The 17,722-nt window shown below is 68.0% G+C and carries 16 protein-coding genes and 1 tRNA gene; 7 read left to right on the top strand and 10 right to left on the bottom strand.

From position 1 onward, the window contains the following. Positions 1–32: 32 nt before the first annotated feature. Positions 33–725, bottom strand: a complete 693-nt coding sequence (locus ACTIL2_RS08845; RefSeq protein WP_442337092.1) for a superoxide dismutase family protein — start codon at positions 723–725, stop codon at positions 33–35. Between the two features lie 156 nt (positions 726–881). Here ACTIL2_RS08845 and ACTIL2_RS08840 point away from each other — a divergent pair, with 156 nt between their 5' ends. The 3 genes from ACTIL2_RS08840 to ACTIL2_RS08830 are packed head-to-tail and all read left to right on the top strand — an operon-like array spanning position 882 to position 4,273. Further along, positions 882–2,492, top strand: a complete 1,611-nt coding sequence (locus ACTIL2_RS08840; protein WP_442337091.1) for a circularly permuted type 2 ATP-grasp protein — start codon at positions 882–884, stop codon at positions 2,490–2,492. Next, entirely contained in the window at positions 2,486–3,397 is a 912-nt protein-coding gene (locus ACTIL2_RS08835) for an alpha-E domain-containing protein (protein WP_442337090.1), read from the top strand. Before ACTIL2_RS08840 ends, ACTIL2_RS08835 begins: the two co-directional genes overlap by 7 nt. Before the next feature lie 9 nt (positions 3,398–3,406). After that, a complete protein-coding gene (locus ACTIL2_RS08830) occupies positions 3,407–4,273 on the top strand; it encodes a transglutaminase family protein (protein ID WP_442337089.1) in 867 nt (288 codons plus the stop codon). Between the two features lie 574 nt (positions 4,274–4,847). On the opposite strand, the gene ACTIL2_RS08825 is transcribed toward ACTIL2_RS08830, so the two are convergent. The 3 genes from ACTIL2_RS08825 to ACTIL2_RS08815 form a co-directional block, all read right to left on the bottom strand. Continuing rightward, positions 4,848–4,921, bottom strand: a tRNA-Pro gene (locus ACTIL2_RS08825). An 89-nt stretch (positions 4,922–5,010) separates the two neighbouring features. Beyond that, on the bottom strand, positions 5,011–5,511 hold the full coding sequence (gene rraA / locus ACTIL2_RS08820; RefSeq protein ID WP_442337088.1) for a ribonuclease E activity regulator RraA: 501 nt from the start codon (positions 5,509–5,511) through the stop codon (positions 5,011–5,013). Between the two features lie 6 nt (positions 5,512–5,517). Continuing rightward, entirely contained in the window at positions 5,518–6,297 is a 780-nt protein-coding gene (locus ACTIL2_RS08815) for an alpha/beta hydrolase family protein (protein ID WP_442337087.1), read from the bottom strand. A 78-nt stretch (positions 6,298–6,375) separates the two neighbouring features. On the opposite strand from ACTIL2_RS08815, the gene secA2 reads away from it, so the two are divergent. The 4 genes from secA2 (at position 6,376) to ACTIL2_RS08795 (ending at position 11,015) form a co-directional block, all read left to right on the top strand. Further along, the gene (secA2, locus tag ACTIL2_RS08810; protein WP_442337086.1) at positions 6,376–8,700 is read left to right on the top strand and encodes an accessory Sec system translocase SecA2; all 2,325 of its coding nucleotides are present in this window, start codon (positions 6,376–6,378) and stop codon (positions 8,698–8,700) included. A 155-nt stretch (positions 8,701–8,855) separates the two neighbouring features. Beyond that, positions 8,856–9,290 carry an oxoglutarate dehydrogenase inhibitor Odhl gene (odhI, locus tag ACTIL2_RS08805; protein WP_442337085.1) on the top strand — a complete coding sequence of 145 codons (435 nt, stop codon included), beginning with the start codon at positions 8,856–8,858 and terminating at the stop codon, positions 9,288–9,290. Positions 9,291–9,356: 66 nt separating this feature from the next. Beyond that, the gene (gene ftsR, locus ACTIL2_RS08800; protein ID WP_442337084.1) at positions 9,357–10,121 is read left to right on the top strand and encodes a transcriptional regulator FtsR; all 765 of its coding nucleotides are present in this window, start codon (positions 9,357–9,359) and stop codon (positions 10,119–10,121) included. A 303-nt stretch (positions 10,122–10,424) separates the two neighbouring features. Further along, positions 10,425–11,015, top strand: a complete 591-nt coding sequence (locus ACTIL2_RS08795; protein WP_442337083.1) for a MerR family transcriptional regulator — start codon at positions 10,425–10,427, stop codon at positions 11,013–11,015. Here ACTIL2_RS08795 and ACTIL2_RS08790 read toward each other — a convergent pair. The 6 genes from ACTIL2_RS08790 to gndA all read right to left on the bottom strand — a co-directional run. After that, positions 11,012–11,887 (bottom strand): hypothetical protein, encoded by an 876-nt coding sequence (locus ACTIL2_RS08790; protein ID WP_442337082.1) that lies wholly within the window; start codon positions 11,885–11,887, stop codon positions 11,012–11,014. The two genes, ACTIL2_RS08795 and ACTIL2_RS08790, sit on opposite strands and share 4 nt — an antisense overlap. Positions 11,888–11,899: 12 nt before the next feature. Then, complete coding sequence (locus ACTIL2_RS08785; protein WP_442337081.1) at positions 11,900–12,811, bottom strand: 3-methyladenine DNA glycosylase; 912 nt, start codon at positions 12,809–12,811, stop codon at positions 11,900–11,902. Next, the gene (locus tag ACTIL2_RS08780; protein ID WP_442337080.1) at positions 12,804–13,874 is read right to left on the bottom strand and encodes a hemolysin family protein; all 1,071 of its coding nucleotides are present in this window, start codon (positions 13,872–13,874) and stop codon (positions 12,804–12,806) included. The genes ACTIL2_RS08785 and ACTIL2_RS08780 overlap by 8 nt, the downstream gene beginning before the upstream one ends. Next, positions 13,867–15,249, bottom strand: a complete 1,383-nt coding sequence (locus ACTIL2_RS08775) for a hemolysin family protein (protein ID WP_442337079.1) — start codon at positions 15,247–15,249, stop codon at positions 13,867–13,869. The genes ACTIL2_RS08780 and ACTIL2_RS08775 overlap by 8 nt, the downstream gene beginning before the upstream one ends. A 7-nt stretch (positions 15,250–15,256) precedes the next feature. After that, entirely contained in the window at positions 15,257–16,399 is a 1,143-nt protein-coding gene (locus ACTIL2_RS08770) for a DEAD/DEAH box helicase (protein ID WP_442337111.1), read from the bottom strand. A gap of 324 nt (positions 16,400–16,723) precedes the next feature. Next, a partial coding sequence (gndA, locus tag ACTIL2_RS08765; RefSeq protein ID WP_442337078.1) for an NADP-dependent phosphogluconate dehydrogenase occupies positions 16,724–17,722 on the bottom strand: 999 nt, incomplete at its 5' end.

Below are 17,722 nucleotides of genomic sequence, written 5' to 3'. Positions count from 1 at the left end.
TTCCCTGCCCACCGAGGTGACAGGGCCGGGGCCTACTCGAAGACGCCGCAGCCCTGGCGGTCGCCGGCATCACCGGTGGACAGGGTGTCCTCGTCCGGGCCGTCGGGGGCGTAGCGGTCCGGGACGTTGCCGTAGTTGTCCGGGTCCTCGTGGACGATGAGCGCCGAACCGTCGTCGTCCAGCAGGTTGTCCTCCTCGATGCGGTCGGTGGTGACCGTCAGGGTTCCCTCGCCGTTCTCGTTGACCAGGAGGGCAGGCAGATCACCGCCGTGGTCCGGGTGATCGTGGTCGTCAGCGCCCAGGTGGCCGCCGGCGGACAGGAAGTCCCCGGTCTCGGCGTCCGGGTCGCCCTCGTCATCGGGGGCGACGCTGTCCGGTTCGCAGGCCCCGACGGAGTGCATGTGCATGCCGTACATGCCGGGCTCCAGGCCGGAGAACTCCACGGCGAGCTCGGAGCCACCGTCGACGGTGGAGAGGGTGGCGGTGCCCAGCTCGTCGCCGTCGCCGTTGGCGACGTTGGCGGTGGCGAAGGAATCGCCGGTGCCGGTGTCGGTGTCGGCCGTGTCGGTCCCGGCGGTGCCTGTGTCGGCCGAGGCGCTGTCATCGCTGTTGTCGCTGTCGTCGCTGCAGGCGGAGAGGACGAGCAGGCCGGTCATGGCGACCGCCGCAGCCTGGACGGTGCGTCCTGTGTGCCGTGCGGAACGGGGGCGGACGGTGTGGAACATGTCTTCCTCCAGACGTAGGTGAATATCGTTCCCCCTCGACGGTACCGGCATGACGGAACATGGGACGCCCGGATGTTTCAGGGACGTGACAATCGTATGTCACACGAAATAATTTCTAGACATGCATTATTCTTTCCAGCGGGATACACTCAGCAAATGACTGCTGCTAATACGGGATACCCGGTTGTGGACGGGGTCTTCGACGAATCGGTGTCCGGGGAGGGCACCAGGGCCCTCTACCGCCGATTGGCCGGTGTATTCGACAGGTTCAGTGGTGAGGAACTCGAGTCACGTGTGAACTACCTGAGTTCCAGGTACCTCGACACCGGGGTCACCTTCGACTTCGCCGGACGCGAGGAACCCTTCCCGCTGGACATCGTGCCCCGGCTGATCGCCCAGGCGGAGTTCGAGAAGACGGAGAAGGGGCTCAAGCAACGGGTCAGGGCGCTCGAGGCGTTCCTGGATGACATCTACGGCACCGGCCAGCTGTTCAACGACCGGATCATGCCGAGGTCGGTGGTGACCACCTCGTCCAACTTCGTGCGGGCCGTCGCAGGGTTCACACCCGACAACGGGGTACGGATCCACGTCGCCGGCATCGACCTGATCCGTGACGGGGATGGCCAGCTCCGCGTCCTGGAGGACAACGCCCGTATCCCGTCCGGGGTGTCCTACGTGCTGACCAACCGGCAGGCGACCGTCGCCGCCCTGCCGGAGGCGGTGTCCCGGCACAACATCGCCCGTGTGGACGACTACCCGGCACGGCTGCGCTCCGCGCTGGCCAAGGCGGCCCCGCCCGGGGTGGCGGACCCGAATATCGTGGTGCTGACCCCGGGCGTCTACAACTCCGCGTACTTCGAGCACGCCATGCTCGCCCGGACCATGGGTGTTCCGCTCGTCGAGGGACGCGACCTCGTGGTGCGGCAGGGGGTGGCATTCCTGCGCACCACCGACGGCCTCGACCAGGTCCACGTGATCTACCGCCGCGTGGACGACGAGTTCCTGGATCCGGTGAAGTTCCGCCCGGACTCCATGCTCGGTTGTGCGGGGCTGATGTCGGCGCAGGCCAACGGGACGCTGACCATCGCCAACGCGGTCGGCAACGGCATCGCCGATGACAAGCTCGTGTACTCCTACGTCCCGGACATGATCCGCTACTACCTCGACGAGGAGCCCCTGCTCCCGAACGTGGACACGTGGCGGCTGGAGGAGCCGGCACACCGCGAGGAGGTCCTGGACCGGATGGATGAACTGGTCATCAAACCGGTCGACGGGTCCGGCGGCAAGGGCATCGTGATGGGGCCGATGTGCGAGAGGAAGGAGCTGGACGCGGCGCGCGAGAGGATCCTGAAGGATCCGCGCGGGTGGATCGCCCAGCCACTGGTGCAGCTGTCGACCGTGCCCACCATGACGGAGAAGGGAATGGCGCCGCGCCACGTGGACCTGCGTCCGTTCATCATCAACGACGGTGAGGACATGTGGGTGGCGCCGGGCGGGCTGACCCGCGTCGCGCTGCAGGAGGGGCAGATGATCGTGAACTCGTCGCAGGGCGGCGGTTCGAAGGACACATGGGTGGTCTCGTCCGACATCAGCGGCCCGGAGTCGGAGACCGGCAACATCGTGCCGGACGCCGTGCCGGACGCGGAGATCCTGGATCGTCTGGAGAACTCCGTGCACGACAACCCCGAGGACGACAAGCAGCAGCAACAGCAACAGCAGCAACAGCAGCAGCAGACAACCACCGACCGGGAGGTGCCGACATGCTGAGCCGTATCGCGGAATCCCTGTTCTGGATCGGACGGTACATTGAGCGCGCGGACTGCCAGGCCCGCGTCCTGACCATGTACGTGGAGCACAACACCGACACGTCGTCCTCCACGTTCAGCAGCGACCTCTGCCACGCCATGGGGACCCCCGCCGACGAGACACTGGACTCCGAGGAGGCCTGGACCCGGCTGGGCATCGACCCGGATTCACCGCAGTCCATGGTGACCGCACTGAACAACTGCCGGGACAGCGCCCGCCGTGCCCGGGAGATCCTCGCGACCCCCACCTGGGAGGCCATCAACCGGTCCTACCGGATGGCCGCGTCCGGACGACTGTCGCTGATGCGCCCGGCCCTGGCCTGCCGTGAGGTCCACGACTCCTGCTCGACGATCATCGGGACACTGCACGCGACGATGCCGAGGGACCAGGCGTGGCACTTCCTCAATGCCGGACGGTACATCGAGCGGCTCGACATGACGTCCCGCATCATCCACGCCACGGTCGTCGCCCCGGCGCTGCCGGCCCACCGCCACCTGCTGCTGCAGGCCTGCGGTGCCCAGCAGTCCTTCGTGATGACCCGCGGACGCGAGGACAACCTCACCGCCGCCGTCGACTTCCTGCTGCGTGACCGGTTGTGCCCGCGCTCGGTGATCTTCTGCCTCGACGGTGTGCGTTCCTGCCTGACGGACCTGGACCCCACCCCGTTGCGCAGCGGCTTCGAGGACGATTCCCAGCGTCTGCTCGGACAGCTCTCCGCACGGATCGAGTACATGCAGCCCAACGAGTCCCTGGAGAACCTGGGCGAACTGACCCACCAGATCCAGGAGACCGGTGCGCAGGCGACCCAGGCCCTCAGCGGACGGTACTTCGAGGGCGCGTTGTCGCCGCTCTGGCACGAAAGGTAGGCACCAGCGATGACAAGCACCCTCAGGATCGAGCACATCACCGGGTTCACGTACTCGGACAACGTGAACGACTCCTTCAACGAGATCCGCATGAGCCCGCTGTACACCCCGCAGCAGCTCATCCGTGAGCGCACCGTGAACATCGCCCCGCGTCCGTGGTCGACGTCCTTCATCGACTACTGGGGCACCCAGGTGACGGCCTTCGAACTGCATGAGCCCCACGACGAGCTGAAGGTCGCGGTCACCACCACCCTGGACGTGGACGCCGTCCCCGCCGAGCGGACCGGACTGTCGGTCACCGATGCCGCCCGTTTCCACGACCGCTGGAACGAATTCCTCGGGATGTCGCCGGCCGTGCAGCCGGGGGAGGACATGGCGGGACTCGCCGAGAGCGTCCTCGCGGAGGTCGGTGCCGGTGAGGAGGGCTCGGTGGACGAGGTCGGGCTGCGCCTGGGCTCGCTCATCCACGACCAGATGACCTACGAGTCCGGATCGACCGACGTGACCGTCGGTGCGGAGGAGGCGTGGACGAACCGCAAGGGCGTCTGCCAGGACTTCTCGCACCTGCTGGTCGGCGCGCTGCGGCACGTGGGGATTCCCGCACGGTACGTGTCGGGCTACGTCCTGCCGGACCAGGAGGCCCCGCTCGGCGAGCCGCGCACCGGTGAATCGCATGCCTGGGTGCAGTGGTTCAACGACGGGCCCAACGGCGGATGGTTCAGTTTCGACCCCACCAACGACACCGTCCCCGGCGAGCTCCACGTGATGGTCGGGCAGGGGCGTGAGTACGCGGACGTCGTCCCGCTGCGCGGTATGTTCACCGGCCAGGCGTACTCGCAGATGTTCGTCTCGGTGACGATGACGCGCGTGAAGTAGGGGTCCGCGGTCCACATCTGCCCCGAGCGGGTCGGCCTGCCACCAGTTCTGCCCCTGATCGCACCGGTTTGACCGTTTCGACTGAAGTGGACGCCTTCAAAGCGGTGCGATCAGGGACAGCGCCGGGGTAGCCCGACCCACGGAAACGGCAGGATTAAAAAGACAGGGGCCCACACGGCCGTGGCCCCGGGGAGTTGTGGTCGCCCACCTTTCCCCGAACGCGTCACCTGCACTGCCGTTCCCGGTGTCGCGACCTGCGGGACGCACCGGAGGATGGGCGGACCGTCCGAAGACTCGCCTCGGCAGCACGGTAGGCGACATCATCGACGGAGAGCGCGGGGAGCGGCTGTGACCGCAACTACCCCGTTGGATCTCATCGACCCCGACACGTCCGCGGCGGACAGGTGTACGTCATGGCATTGACCGGGTCCTGATCACCACGATTCTCGACGGGGTTAATCTCACACCGCTGACGCGGGACCAGTCCCGCGAAGCTGGGTTCTTCCCACAGGCCGGAATAGCGAGAACCCGCTCCGTAGGGGCGGTGGAGCCCCCGCGGAGCGGGTTGTGTCTGTCGGACTGACAGGATTTGAACCTGCGACCCCCACACCCCCAGTGTGGTGCGCTGCCAAACTGCGCCACAGTCCGCCGTCCAGCGCCGGACAAATCCTTTGCTGAACGTCGGAAAGCTTACAACACCGGGATTCGTCCGCGCTAATCGCCTCCCGGCCGGGATGCTAATCCGCAGGTTGGACCGGCGCTTCCGTGACAACCACACCATCGGCGTCCGCGTAGGCGATGTGCCCCGGGACGAAGGACACCCCGCCGAAGTGGACCACGGCGTCCCGCTCGCCGGCGCCGTCCTTGGCGGACTTGCGTGGGTTGGTACCCAGGGCCTTGCAGCCGAACTCCATGTCGCCGACGGCGGCGGAGTCGCGGATGGCCCCGTTGATGATCACGCCGGCCCAGCCGTGCTCCACACCGAACTCGGCGATCATGTCGCCCATCAGGGCGGTGTGGACCGAGGCGTCGCCGTCGACGACGAGGACGCCGCCCGGGTTGTCCTCCTGCAGGATGCTCTTCACCAGACCGTTGTCCTGGAAGCAGCGCACGGTGGTGATCGGCCCGGAGAAGTCCGTGTGGCCGCCGAGGTCGCGGAACTGGGTGTCGCAGCTGCGGACGTCCGTCCCGATGATGTCGACGAGGTCTGCGGTGGGGATGAAGGTGATATCGCTCATGGTCATTCAGCCTATCGCGGACAGGTGCGGTCCCGCCCAGGCGGCGATCGTCTCCCCGGTCCGGGTCGCCGATCCACGCCGGGTCAGCAGATGGTCGGCGTCCTGCAGACTGAGCAGTGATTTCGGCCAGGCGGCCGCGCCGAAGACACGCTCCGCCTCCGTGACGGGCACGGTCTGGTCCGTCGGGGAGTGCAGGACCAGGAGGGGTGCGCCGACGGCCGCGATGTCGGCGGCGATGTCGTCCTCGTGCGACAGCTCGGCGAGGTCGCCGAGGAATTCCCGGGTGATGTCGACGTCGCGTCCGGCGAGATGGGCCGTGGTGCCGTCCCCGCCGAGCCCGTCCACCGTCCCGACCAGTGTCCGGGCGGCGGACGCGGGACGGAACGGCGCGCCGACGGTCGCCACCGCTCGCACATCCGGCAGGTGGCGGGCGGCGCGCAGCACAGCGGCCCCGCCCAGTGAGTGCCCGACCAGCAGGGTGGGAGGGGCCAACCGCTCCGAGAGCCAGGACGCGGCGGCCCGCAGGTCACGGATGTTCTCCGAGAACACCAGCGAGGAGAAGTCGAACCGCAGGGACGCGAGCCCGGCCTGGGCGAGTGACTTCGAGATCCTGAATGCCGCGGGGACGTTCCGGTGGCAGGTGAAGCAGTGGGCGAACACCGCGACGGGCGGGCCGGATTCCCTGAATTCCTCCGGTGACAACTCGGCGGCGTCACGCGGGAGGTCGACGGTGCCGGGCATTCCGGCGACGTCGACATTGACTGAGGTTACGTTGCGAGATGCCACGGGCCCGAGAATAGATGACTACCCTTGCTCCGGTAGCGTGGGAAATGTACGAGACTGTAGATCGATGCGGAGGCGAGAATGGCCGGATTCGGCTGGTTCTGGAAGGCCATGGGTTCGTCGGCGACGGCGAACCAGAAGAAGTCGAAGAACATCGTCACGGAGGCTGCGAAGGCCACCGACCGGTTGTCCGGGGCGAGTGACGCCGAGGTCGTCGACATCGCCCGTGGTTGCGTGACCACGGGGGACGTTCCCTCGGTCACGGATGCCCCGCTGCTGCTCGCCGCGGTGCGTGAGGCGGCGGAGCGGACCATCGGGATGCGTCCGTTCGACGTCCAGCTCCAGGGTGCGCTGCGTATGCTCGTCGGCGACGTCATCGAGATGGCCACCGGTGAGGGCAAGACCCTGACCGGTGCCATGACCGCGGTGGGCTACGGCCTGCAGGGCCGGAGGGTCCACGTGATCACGGTGAACTCCTTCCTCGCGGGACGTGACGAGCAGTGGATGGGTCCGCTGCTCGACTTCTTCGGACTCACCCACGGCGCGATCAGCGAGGACGCCGGTGCGGAGGAACGCCGGGGGATCTACGCCCGTGACGTGGTGTTCGGCGCGGTCAACGAGATGGGCTTCGACGTCCTGCGTGACCAGCTGATCAGCCGGCGGGCCGATGCGGTGCGCACGTCTGCGGACGTGGCGATCATCGACGAGGCGGATTCGGTGATGGTGGACGAGGCACTGGTTCCGCTGGTGCTGGCGGGCTCCGAGCCGGGCCCGGCCCCTGCCGGGCAGATCACGGACCTCGTCCGCGGCATGGAGGAGCACCGGCACTTCACCGTCGGTGGCGACCACCGCAATGTCTTCCTCACCGACGCTGGCGCCCACTACGTGGAGAAGGGGCTGGGGATCGACTCGCTCTACGGATCCGATGACGGTGACGCACCCGGGTCGCTGCTGTCGCAGGTCAATGTGGCGCTGCACGCGCAGCACCTGCTGACCAGGGATGTCCACTACATCGTGCGGGACGGCCGGGTCGCGCTGATCGACGGGTCCCGCGGCCGCGTGGCCGAGCTGCAGCGCTGGCCGGACGGGCTCCAGGCCGCCGTGGAGGCGAAGGAGGGGCTCCAGGTCACCGACGGTGGCCGGATCCTCGACCAGATCACCGTCCAGGCACTGATCGGCCTCTACCCGGTGAAGTGCGGGATGACCGGTACCGCGGTGGCGGCCAGCGACCAGCTGCGCCAGTTCTACGAGCTGTCGGTCAGCGTGATCGACCCGAACGTCCCCACGCAGCGCTTCGACGAGGAGGACAGGGTCTACGCCACCCAGGAGGACCGGGACGCCGCCGCGATCGACCACATCGTGGAGACCAACGCGACCGGGCAGCCCGTGCTGGTCGGGACGCAGGACATCGCGGAGTCCGAGCAGGTCGCCGCGGCGCTCAGGGAGCGCGGGGTGGACTGCAGCGTGCTGAACGCCAAGAACCACGAGGCCGAGGCGGGGGTCATCGCCGAGGCCGGACGGCCCGGGCGCGTGACGGTGTCGACCCAGATGGCGGGCCGGGGCACGGACATCCGGCTCGGGGGCACCGACGGTGAGGACGAGGAGGAGCACGGGACGGTCGTGGAACTCGGCGGGCTGCACGTCGTCGGGGTCGGACGGTTCCGTTCACGGCGACTCGACTACCAGCTGCGCGGTCGTGCCGGACGCCAGGGTGACCCGGGGTCCTCGCTGTTCTTCGTCTCGTTGGAGGACGACGTGGTCTCCGTCGGCGGGTCGGGCGAGGAACTGCGTGCCGAGCCGGACGAGGACGGCCGGCTGGCGCAGCGCAAGGTGCTGCAGTTCGTGGACCACTGCCAGCGTGTGGCGGAGGGGCAGATGCTCGACATCCACGCCACGACGTGGAAGTACAACAAGCTGATCAATGACCAGCGTGTGATCGTCAACGAGCGCCGTGGGAAGGTGCTCGACACCCCGGCGGCCTGGGAGGACCTCAGCTACCACGACGTGGAGAAGGCGGGTGAGCTGCAGGCCGAGGGCATTCCCGACGAGGTTCTCGAGCAGGCGGCCCGGGAGATCATGCTGTTCCACCTGGACGTCGAGTGGAGCGAGCACCTGGCCTACCTCGACGACATCCGCGAGTCGATCCACCTGCGCGCCATCGCGCGGGAGAGCCCGATCGACGAGTTCCACCGGATGTCCATCGCGGCCTTCGGCGAACTTGCCGAGCGTGCCGTCGCGAAGGCCCGTGAGACCTTCAGTGATGCGACGATCACGGCCGCGGGGGTGGACCTCGAGGGGCTTGGGCTGCACAAGCCAAGCGCCACATGGACCTACATGGTCAATGACAACCCCTTGTCATCGACTGGAGGATCGGTGGTCGGTTCGATCGCCGCAATGTTCCGCTAGGTGAATAAGCGAGCCGTTCCGTCGTCCCGGGCACAGGCCGGGTAGTATGATGGAAACGAATCACAGGCGGATCGCCTGCTGCTCTTCGGTCCCCGCCGCGACCTGCGGCGGGGGCGATCGGTCACACTGCAACAGATTCCAGGAGGAACTGAAACATGAGCGACAACACCGGGATCCCGGAAGCCTCGGTTGAGACAACCTCGGTCTTCCGCGCTGACCTCCTGAAGGAGATGGAGACCGGTGCGCAGTCCGAGTCCGCACCCGCTGGTGTGGAGGGGCTCCCCTCGGGTTCTGCGCTCCTCGTGGTCAAGCGTGGGCCGAACGCCGGCTCGCGTTTCCTGCTCGACCAGGACACGACCGCAGCCGGCCGCCACCCGGACAGTGACATCTTCCTCGATGACGTCACCGTGTCACGCCGTCACGCCGAGTTCCGGCGCAACGGTGAGGAGTACGAGGTCGTGGACGTGGGGAGCCTCAACGGGACCTACGTCAACCGCGAGCCGAAGAACTCCGCCGTGCTGAGCAACGGCGATGAGATCCAGATCGGGAAGTTCCGTCTGGTGTTCCTCAACGGCTCCAAGGAAGCCTGATATCCTTTCCGTAGTTCCACCCCTCCCCGTGAGCCAGCACCTGATGTGAGGAGCACTGTGTCCGCGATGTCTGCGAATTCCGGCGCCGCCGCCAACCGGTCATCGTCCGCCGCCCGGGAGGGTGTGGAGGTCCAGCGTCCCCATGCCGGACGGGTGCTGCCCACCTCCTCGATCGGGGACGTGCTCAAGCAGCTCCAGGGCGATTTCCCGGATGTCACGGTGTCCAAGATCCGTTTCCTGGAGTCCGAGGGGCTGATCAATCCGCAGCGCAGCAAGTCCGGCTACCGCCGGTTCTCGCCGGAGGACATCTCGCGGCTGCGTTACATCCTGGCGAACCAGCGCGACAGCTTCCTGCCCCTGAAGGTCATCAAGGAGCAGCTCGAGGCCATGGACTCGGGCAAGGTCACCCCGGTGGACTCACGGAAGTCCGTGGCCGGCGCGGTCACACCGGACCAGTTCCGGCAGTCGACCGTCCGGCGGCTGACGCGCACCGACGTGTGCTCGCGTGCGGAGGTGGAGGAGTCCTTCGTCGCCTCCCTGGTGAAGATTTCACTCATCGCGCCCGACGCCGCCGGTTTCTTCTCCGTCGATGATGTGGACGTGGTGCGCATCGCGGCGAAGATGGGGGAGTACGGCATCGACAACCGGCACCTGAAGACGCTGGTGACCCAGGCGCAGCGGCAGACCGACCTGGTGAACCGGATCGCGGAACCGGTGGCCCACGGCCGCGACGAGAACGCGCGGGAGCGGGCGGCGGAGCTGAGCCGTGAGGTCAGCGCCCTGGTCGTCTCCCTGCACGCCTCACTGGTCAAGGGGAACCTGCCCCGCTGACCTGATTCCGTGGGTTTTCCGCGCCTACGCACGCCCCCGCCCGTGACTCACCTTGTGTGGGTTATGTGGCGGGGGTGTTCTTCTGGGGAGGGGAGGGCAGTTGTTGAAGTGAAACGACACACCTGTTGTTACACGTGTGTCCTTTGTGAATCAGTGTTACGATGACCCTCGACCTTAAGTTGAGGGTTACACCAAGAGAATCCGGTGGTTGTCCGGGTTGACTCCACGGTGAACCCGTCTAGTCTTGGGAACAGTTGAATCACAGGCGTGCAAGCTGACGCGCCGAGGACAGGAGAACCTTCCATGGAGCGCACCGACTCCCCGCACGCGGAGACACCCCAGCAGGATGCCCTGTTCGAGGTGGACGGACCCGACCAGCAGGTCGGCTACCGCGTGACGATCGCCTGCCAGGTCGCGGGCATCACCTACCGGCAGCTCGACTACTGGGCACGCACCAAGCTGGTGCAGCCCTCGATCCGGACCGCCCACGGCTCCGGGTCCCAGCGCCTCTACTCCTTCCGGGACATCCTCGTCCTGAAGATCGTCAAGGGACTGCTGGACACGGGGATCTCCCTGCAGAACATCCGCCGGGCGGTGGAGAAGCTGGAGAACCTCGGGGTCGATGACCTCGCAGGAATCACCCTGGTCTCCGACGGGAAAACGGTCTACGAGTGCCGTTCGCCGGAGGAGGTCATCGACCTGCTCGCCGGTGGGCAGGGAGTGTTCGGGATCGCCGTGCCGGGGCTGATGAAGGAGCTCAGCGGAACGATCACCGCATTCCCCTCCGAACCCGCCGAGCCCGCCGAGGCGGATCCCGCCGACGCCGGGTCCCTGCCGGACGGTGCGGAGGCCGCCGACGAGCTGGCGGCACGCCGTCGCCGCAAGTCCTCCTAGCGCTCCGCCGCCTCCAGCCCGACACCCGCGAGCGTTCCGGCGTACATCGCCAGCCGGGGTGGTGCAGGACGGGGGGTGATGGGCTCGTCCGGGGATTCTCCGGCGGCCACGCCCGCGAAATCAGCTGCGGCACGTGCGCCGTCCTCGTCGACGGCGGGGGAGGAGCCGAAGGCGACCAGGGGGAAGACAACGCTCGCGATCTGTTCGCCTGCCGCATCCCCGGCAATGTTTGCCGAGGTCAGCAACGGCAGACCGTCCTGCAGCGCATCCTGTGCAGTCACGTCCCCGTCGGCGCCACGGTCAACCGCGGCATCCATGGTCGGGTCATTGCCGGGGAGGATCAGGTCCGCAGCCATCGCCGAGACCATGGACCCCACTCCCGGGGGAACCTCAGCGGCACCCGGGGCCGGGTCCGCCCCCTCCGGCACCACATGGACCAACTCATCGGTGCCCACGACCGGCAGCTCCGCCGGGGCGCCGGAGAGTCCCGGGACGAATCCCCCACCGGCGGGGATCCACACCGGTGCCACACCGGGCTGGCCCTCGCGGTAGGCGACCGCTGCCTCAGCGGTGCCGGTGATCTCCAGGGTGGCGGTCACGCACCTGTCGCGTACCACGGCGCCGCTGTCGTTGTAGGTGTCCACCAGCCTGCGTGCGGAGTCCTCTGCGGCGGGGTCCGCCCAGACGAGCAGTTCCTGGTCGCCGTCGACGCAGGACGTGCCGTCCGAAGCGGTGCCGTCGTCCCCGTCATCGCGTCCGACGAGGACGATCCACGCCACAGCAAGGGCGATGACCACGACCAGCGCGATCAACGCCGCCCAGATCCATCCGGCGATGCGGGTCGGTGATTCAGCAGCGGCATGTCGCGGCATCGGGACTCTCCTCTAGGACGGGACGTTCGCCCGCTCCATCTCAGGGTAGCAGTGCCCGGGGAGGGATCCGGTGATACTGAGGAGTCGTCCGCGCAGGTCCTGGCCGCGCTCGGCGAAATCCCGCTGGCGGCGCACGTACTCCGCCCGTCCTTCGCGGGTCTCCACGGCCACCGGTTCGAACCCCCAGTCGGACAGGTCGTAGGGGCTGGCCTCCATGTCGGTGCGCCGTACGTCGCAGGCCAGCCGGAAGGTGTCCAGCCACAGGTCGCCGGGCACCAGGGGGCCCAGCTTGGTCGCCCACTTGTACAGGTCCATCGTGGCGTGCAGGCAGCCGGGCTGCTCGTGGTCCGCCTGGGTCTGGCGGGTGGGTCGCACGGAATTGCGTGGCGCGGCCGCCGGGGTGAAGAAGCGGTAGGCGTCGATGTGGGTGCAGCACAGTGAACTGTCCTCGACAACACGGTCGGTGGCGTCGCGCCCCAGGCGCAGGGGCTCGGGGTGGCGTGGGGTGTCACGGTAGACCATCGCCCACTCGTGCATGCCGAAGCAGCTGAACCGGGCGGGACGCTGCTGCGTCGCGGTGAGCAGCCTGTGGATGTAGGCCACCGTGCTTCCCCGCTTCTCCAGGAAGGACGCGACATCGACCGTCCACAGGGTGCGCCCGGAATCCCCGGACGTGCTGAGCGGGGACACCGCGGGCGGCTCCCCTGAATCGGCGACGAGGGCGGTTCCTGCCCCGGGACTCCAGCGCCGCAGGTGCGAGGGCTTGACCGGGTAGTACGAGAACATGAAGTCCCACACCGGGTGGCGCTCCCCGGCAGCGCGGCGTGCCCGGTGGTCGGCGGTCAGGGCGTCGGCGTGGTCCCGGTGGTCCGATTCCACCGCACGCCACCGGTCCGGTTCCAGGATCCCCGTCACCTCAGTCATCGTGGGTCCAGTCCCGGACGGTTCCCACGAGCTCCTCGATGACGTCCTCCAGGGTGATCACACCGATGATCACACCGTCCTGCGAGATCTGGGCCATGTGTGAGCTGGTTCGGCGCAGCTCCTTCATGGCGTGGTCGAAGTTCACCCCGCCCTCGACGGTGATCAGTGCGCGCACGTCGCCGGGGTCGAGCAATTGCTCCCGCCCGGTGTCCGGGTCGAGCAGATTGTCCAGGACATCCTTGACGTGGACGTAGCCCAGGTAGGTTCCGGTGCTGTCGGTGACCGGGAAGCGGGAGAAACCGGTCTCGGAGACGGCGTCCTCGACCTGGCCGACGGTCACGCGGCCGGCGGCGGCACCGTCCGTGCCGACCGGGATCGTGCGGACGTCGGCACGCGGGATCAGGACCTCGCTCAACGTCCGCTTCGACGAGTTCAACGCCTTCGACAGGCGGGTGGCCTCGGACTGGCCGATGAACCCCTCCGAGCGGGACTCCGAGATCATGTCCGCCAGTTCGGTGGGGGACACGGTGGAGTCCAGTTCGTCGCGCTGCTCCACACCGAACAGGTGCAGGGTCATCCGGGCGATCCAGTTGAGGAACACCATGATCGGGTTGGTGATCCGGCAGAACAGCAGGTGTGGGACGACCAGGAAGGTCGCCACGGTCTCCGGCCCGGCCAGCGTGATGTTCTTCGGGACCATCTCACCGAGGATGATGTGCAGGATCGTCACGATCAGCAGGGAGATGGCGAAGGACACCGGGTGCAGCAGGCTGTCCGGCATGCCGAGGGCGTGGAACGGTGCCTCGATCAGGTGCGCGATGGCCGGCTCACCGACCTTGCCCAGCAGGACCGATGCCACGGTGATGCCGAACTGTGCCCCGGCCAGCATGATCGTGAGGTGCTCCATCGCGTAGAGCACCTTCGGCGCACGGCGGTTCCCGGCCGCGGCGAGGTTCTCCACCCGGTCGCGTCGGGACGAGATCAGCGAGAACTCCACACCGACGAAGAAGGCGTTGAGCCCGAGCAGGACGACGGCGAACAGGATGGCCCAGAGATCACTCATGGTCGTCACCACCGGTCACGTGCGGCACGGGGCGCATCGACACCTTGTCGACGCGCCTGTTGTCCATGGACTCCACGGTGGCCTCCCAGCGGACGGTCGTCCCGTCGGTGATGCGCTCGGCCATCTCGCGTTCGCTGCGGGGCAGCAGGACGGTGTCGCCCTCCGCCGGGATCCGTCCGAGTGTGGACATCACCAGTCCGGCGAGCGTCTCGTACGGGCCGTCCGGGGGCACGTACCCGCAGGCGTCCTCGAGTTCGTCGCAGCGCACCAGCCCGGAGATCTCCCAGGCCTGGCCGCGCCTGCGGACCTCGGTGTCCTCGTCGCGGTTGTCGTGCTCGTCCCAGACCTCGCCGAGGATCTCCTCGACGACGTCCTCGATGGACACGATGCCCGCGGTCCCGCCGTACTCGTCGACGACGAGGACGAGCTGGGAGCCGGCGGAGCGCACGAGGTTGAGGACGGCGTCCCCGCCCAGGCTCGTCGGCACGGTCGGGACCCGCCGGGCGAGGTCCTGCACCGGGGTGGCCCCGCGGGCGGACGCCGGGATCGTCAGGGCGTCCTTGACGTGGACCACCCCGATCGTCTCGTCGAGGTCGCCGTTGACCACCGGGAACCGGGAATGCCCGGAGACGTGGGCCTCGCGGATCAGGTCCAGGGCGGTGTCGGTGGTCTCCAGGGTGTCGACGGTGGAGCGCGGTGACATCAGGTCCTCCGCACTGGCGTCGCCGAAGCGGAGGGACCTGTCGAGGATCCGCACCTTCGACTGGTCGAAACCCTCCGATCCGGAGGAGTGCCGTACCAGGGCCGACAGTTCCTGCGGTGACCGTGCCGAGGCCAGCTCGTCCGCCGGCTCGATGCCGAGCCGCCGGACGATGAAGTTGGCGGTGTTGTTGAGGAGCTGGATGAACCAATGGAAGGTCTTGTTGAAGATCCACACCGGACGGGTGAGAACCCGGGCCACCCCCAGTGGGTTGGAGATGGCCAGGTTCTTGGGCACCAGCTCCCCGAAGACCATCGACAGGATGGTGGCGATCACCAGGCTGAGCATCAGGGCGATGGCGGTTGACGCCGACGCGTTCAACCCGACCAGTTCGAGGACCGGGGTGAAGAAGCGGGCCAGGATGGGCTCGGCCAGGTAGCCGGTCGCGAGGGTCGTCAGCGTGATGCCGAGCTGCATGCCGGACAGCATGAAGCTCAGGTCGCTGTGCGCCCGCTTGACCATGCGGGACGCGGCGTCACCGCGCTCGGCCACGTCCTTCTCGATGGTGGAGCGTTCCAGGCTGGTCGTGGCGAACTCGACCGCCACGAAGAGTCCGGTCCCCGCCGTCAGCAGTACGAAACCGATGAGGCCGAGGATGCTGAACAGGATGTCCATCGTCCGGCTACCTGTCCAACCCCAACTCACCGAGGTAGGCCGTGATGCCGTGACGGTCCAGGACCCACTCGGTCGGGGTGACCCCGGCCTTGCGCATCATGGCCTCGGTGTCCCGCCGGATGTCGGCGGTCGCCAGGGTGAGGACGGTGCCCGACTCGCCGGCCCGGGCGGTGCGTCCCGCGCGGTGCACGTAGGCCTTGTGCTCGGCGGGCGGGTCGATGTGCACGACCAGGTCAACGCCCTTGATGTCGATCCCGCGGGCGGCGATGTCCGTGGCGACCAGCACGGTCGCCGTGCCGGTGGAGAACTCGTCCACCGCCCGGGTGCGTGCTCCCTGTCCCTTGTTCCCGTGCAGCCCGACGGCGGGGACGCCGTCGCGGACCAGTTTCTTCACCTGACGGTCAACGGTGTGCTTGGTCCGCATGAACATGATGGTCCGGGTGGAGGCCCGGCCGAGCTGCAGGACGACGTCGTTGCGCGCCGTCTTGTCGTCGACGACGCCGAGGAAGTGCTCCATGGTCTCGACCTTGGCCCGTACCTCGCCGGTGGAGTGGGTGATGGGGTCGTTCATGTACTGGTCGACAAGCACCTTGATGTCACCGTCGAGGGTGGCGGAGAAGAACAGGTGCTGGGCATCGGCCGGGACGCGGTTGATCAGGCGGCGGACCTGGGGGAGGAACCCCATGTCGGCCATCTGGTCGGCCTCGTCCAGGGCGAGGATCTCCACCTGGGAGAGATCCAGGGCCTTCTGGCTGCAGAGGTCCTCGGCGCGACCCGGGGTGGCGACGAGGATGTCGACCGGCCGGGCCAGGGCGGTGAGGTTGCGCTTGATGTTCACGCCGCCGACGACCTCGAGGACGCGCTGGCCGACGGATTCGGCGAGCGGCCGCAGCCGTCCTGCGACCTGCTGCGCCAGTTCACGGGTGGGCACCATGATCATCGCCCGCGGCTTGTGGGGCTTGGAGGCCCCGCCGGTGAGGCGGGTGACGACCGGCAGCCCGAAGGTGAAGGTCTTGCCGGAGCCCGTGGGTCCACGCCCCAGGACGTCCTTGCCCGCCAGCCCGTCGGGGATGGCCGCGGCCTGGATCGGGAAGGGGTGTTTGAGGCCCTGGCTGGTCAGTTCCTTGACCACCGGGTCCGGCAGGCCCATGTCGGCGAAGGTGATCGATGTGTCCACACCGGACGGGGTTCCGGTGGCCACCACCGGTGCCGCACGTTTCGGCTGTGGCACGCGTGGCTGCTGGACGCGCGGTTGCTGGGGCCGCTGCTGCGGCTTACGGTTCTGCTGGTTGCGGCGTCGGCCCTGGGTGGAACCCTGTTTCGACCCCTGCTTCTGCTGGGGGCGTCCCGAGGGCTCGGCGCCGGCACGGCTACCGCGGACAACTTTGCGGCGCCGGTTCTGTGATCCGGAGTGACCGGGGGTGCTCCTGGCGTTGCCGCCGGAACGTCGACCGTTCGATGTACCTGACACGGGTTACGCTTCCACCTCGCTGCGGTCGTCGGACCAGAGGGTGTGGAAGTGGCCGTCACGGTCGGTGCGCTCGTAGGTGTGGGCACCGAAGAAATCACGCTGGCCCTGGATCAGTGCGGCGGGAAGCCGCTCGGAACGCAGGGAGTCGTAGTAGGACAGGGACGAGGCGAACACCGGGATCGGCAGGCCGAGCTGGGTGGACGCGACAACCACGCGGCGCCAGGAGCCCACCAGGCCCTCGACCTCACCCTTGAAGTAGGGGTCGAGCAGCAGGGACTGGACGTCCGGGTCGGTGTTGTAGGCGTCCACGATGCGGTTGAGGAACTTGGCGCGGATGATGCAGCCGCCGCGCCAGATCGTCGCCAGGTCGCGGGGGTCGACGTCCCAGCCGTGCTCGTCGGAGCCGGCCTTGATCTCGTCGAAGCCCTGGGCGTAGGCCACCAGCTTGGAGGCGTAGAGGGCGCGGCGGACGTCCTCGACGAACTCGTCCTTGGACACCCCGAGGGAGTCGAGGGTGGACAGGTCGCCGGAGGGCAGGTTACCGGTGGTGGCGGCACGCTGGTCGCGGGCACCGGACAGGGCGCGGGCGAAGACGGCTTCACCGATGCCGGTGGTGGGGATGCCCAGGTCGAGGGCGGCCTTGACCGTCCACCGTCCCGTGCCCTTCTGGCCGGCCGCGTCGACGATGACGTCGATCAGCGGCTGGCCGGTGGCGGCGTCGGTCTGGGAGAGCACCTCGGCGGTGATCTCGATGAGGTAGGAGTCGAGGTCGCCGGCGTTCCAGGTACGGAAGATGTCGGCGATCTCCGCCGGCTCGATTCCGGCGGCGTAGCGGAGCAGGTGGTAGGCCTCGCCGATGACCTGCATATCGGCGTACTCGATACCGTTGTGGACCATCTTCACGAAGTGGCCCGCACCGTCCGGGCCGATGTGGGTGCAGCACGGGGTGCCGTCGACCTTGGCGGAGATGTCCTCCAGCAGCGGGCCGAGGGACTCGTAGGA

It is taken from the genome of Corynebacterium sp. (assembly GCF_052107835.1).
Lineage (GTDB): Bacteria > Actinomycetota > Actinomycetes > Mycobacteriales > Mycobacteriaceae > Corynebacterium.
The sequence above is the reverse complement of the archived record's forward strand: the minus strand, read 5'-3'. Positions and strand labels throughout refer to the sequence as shown.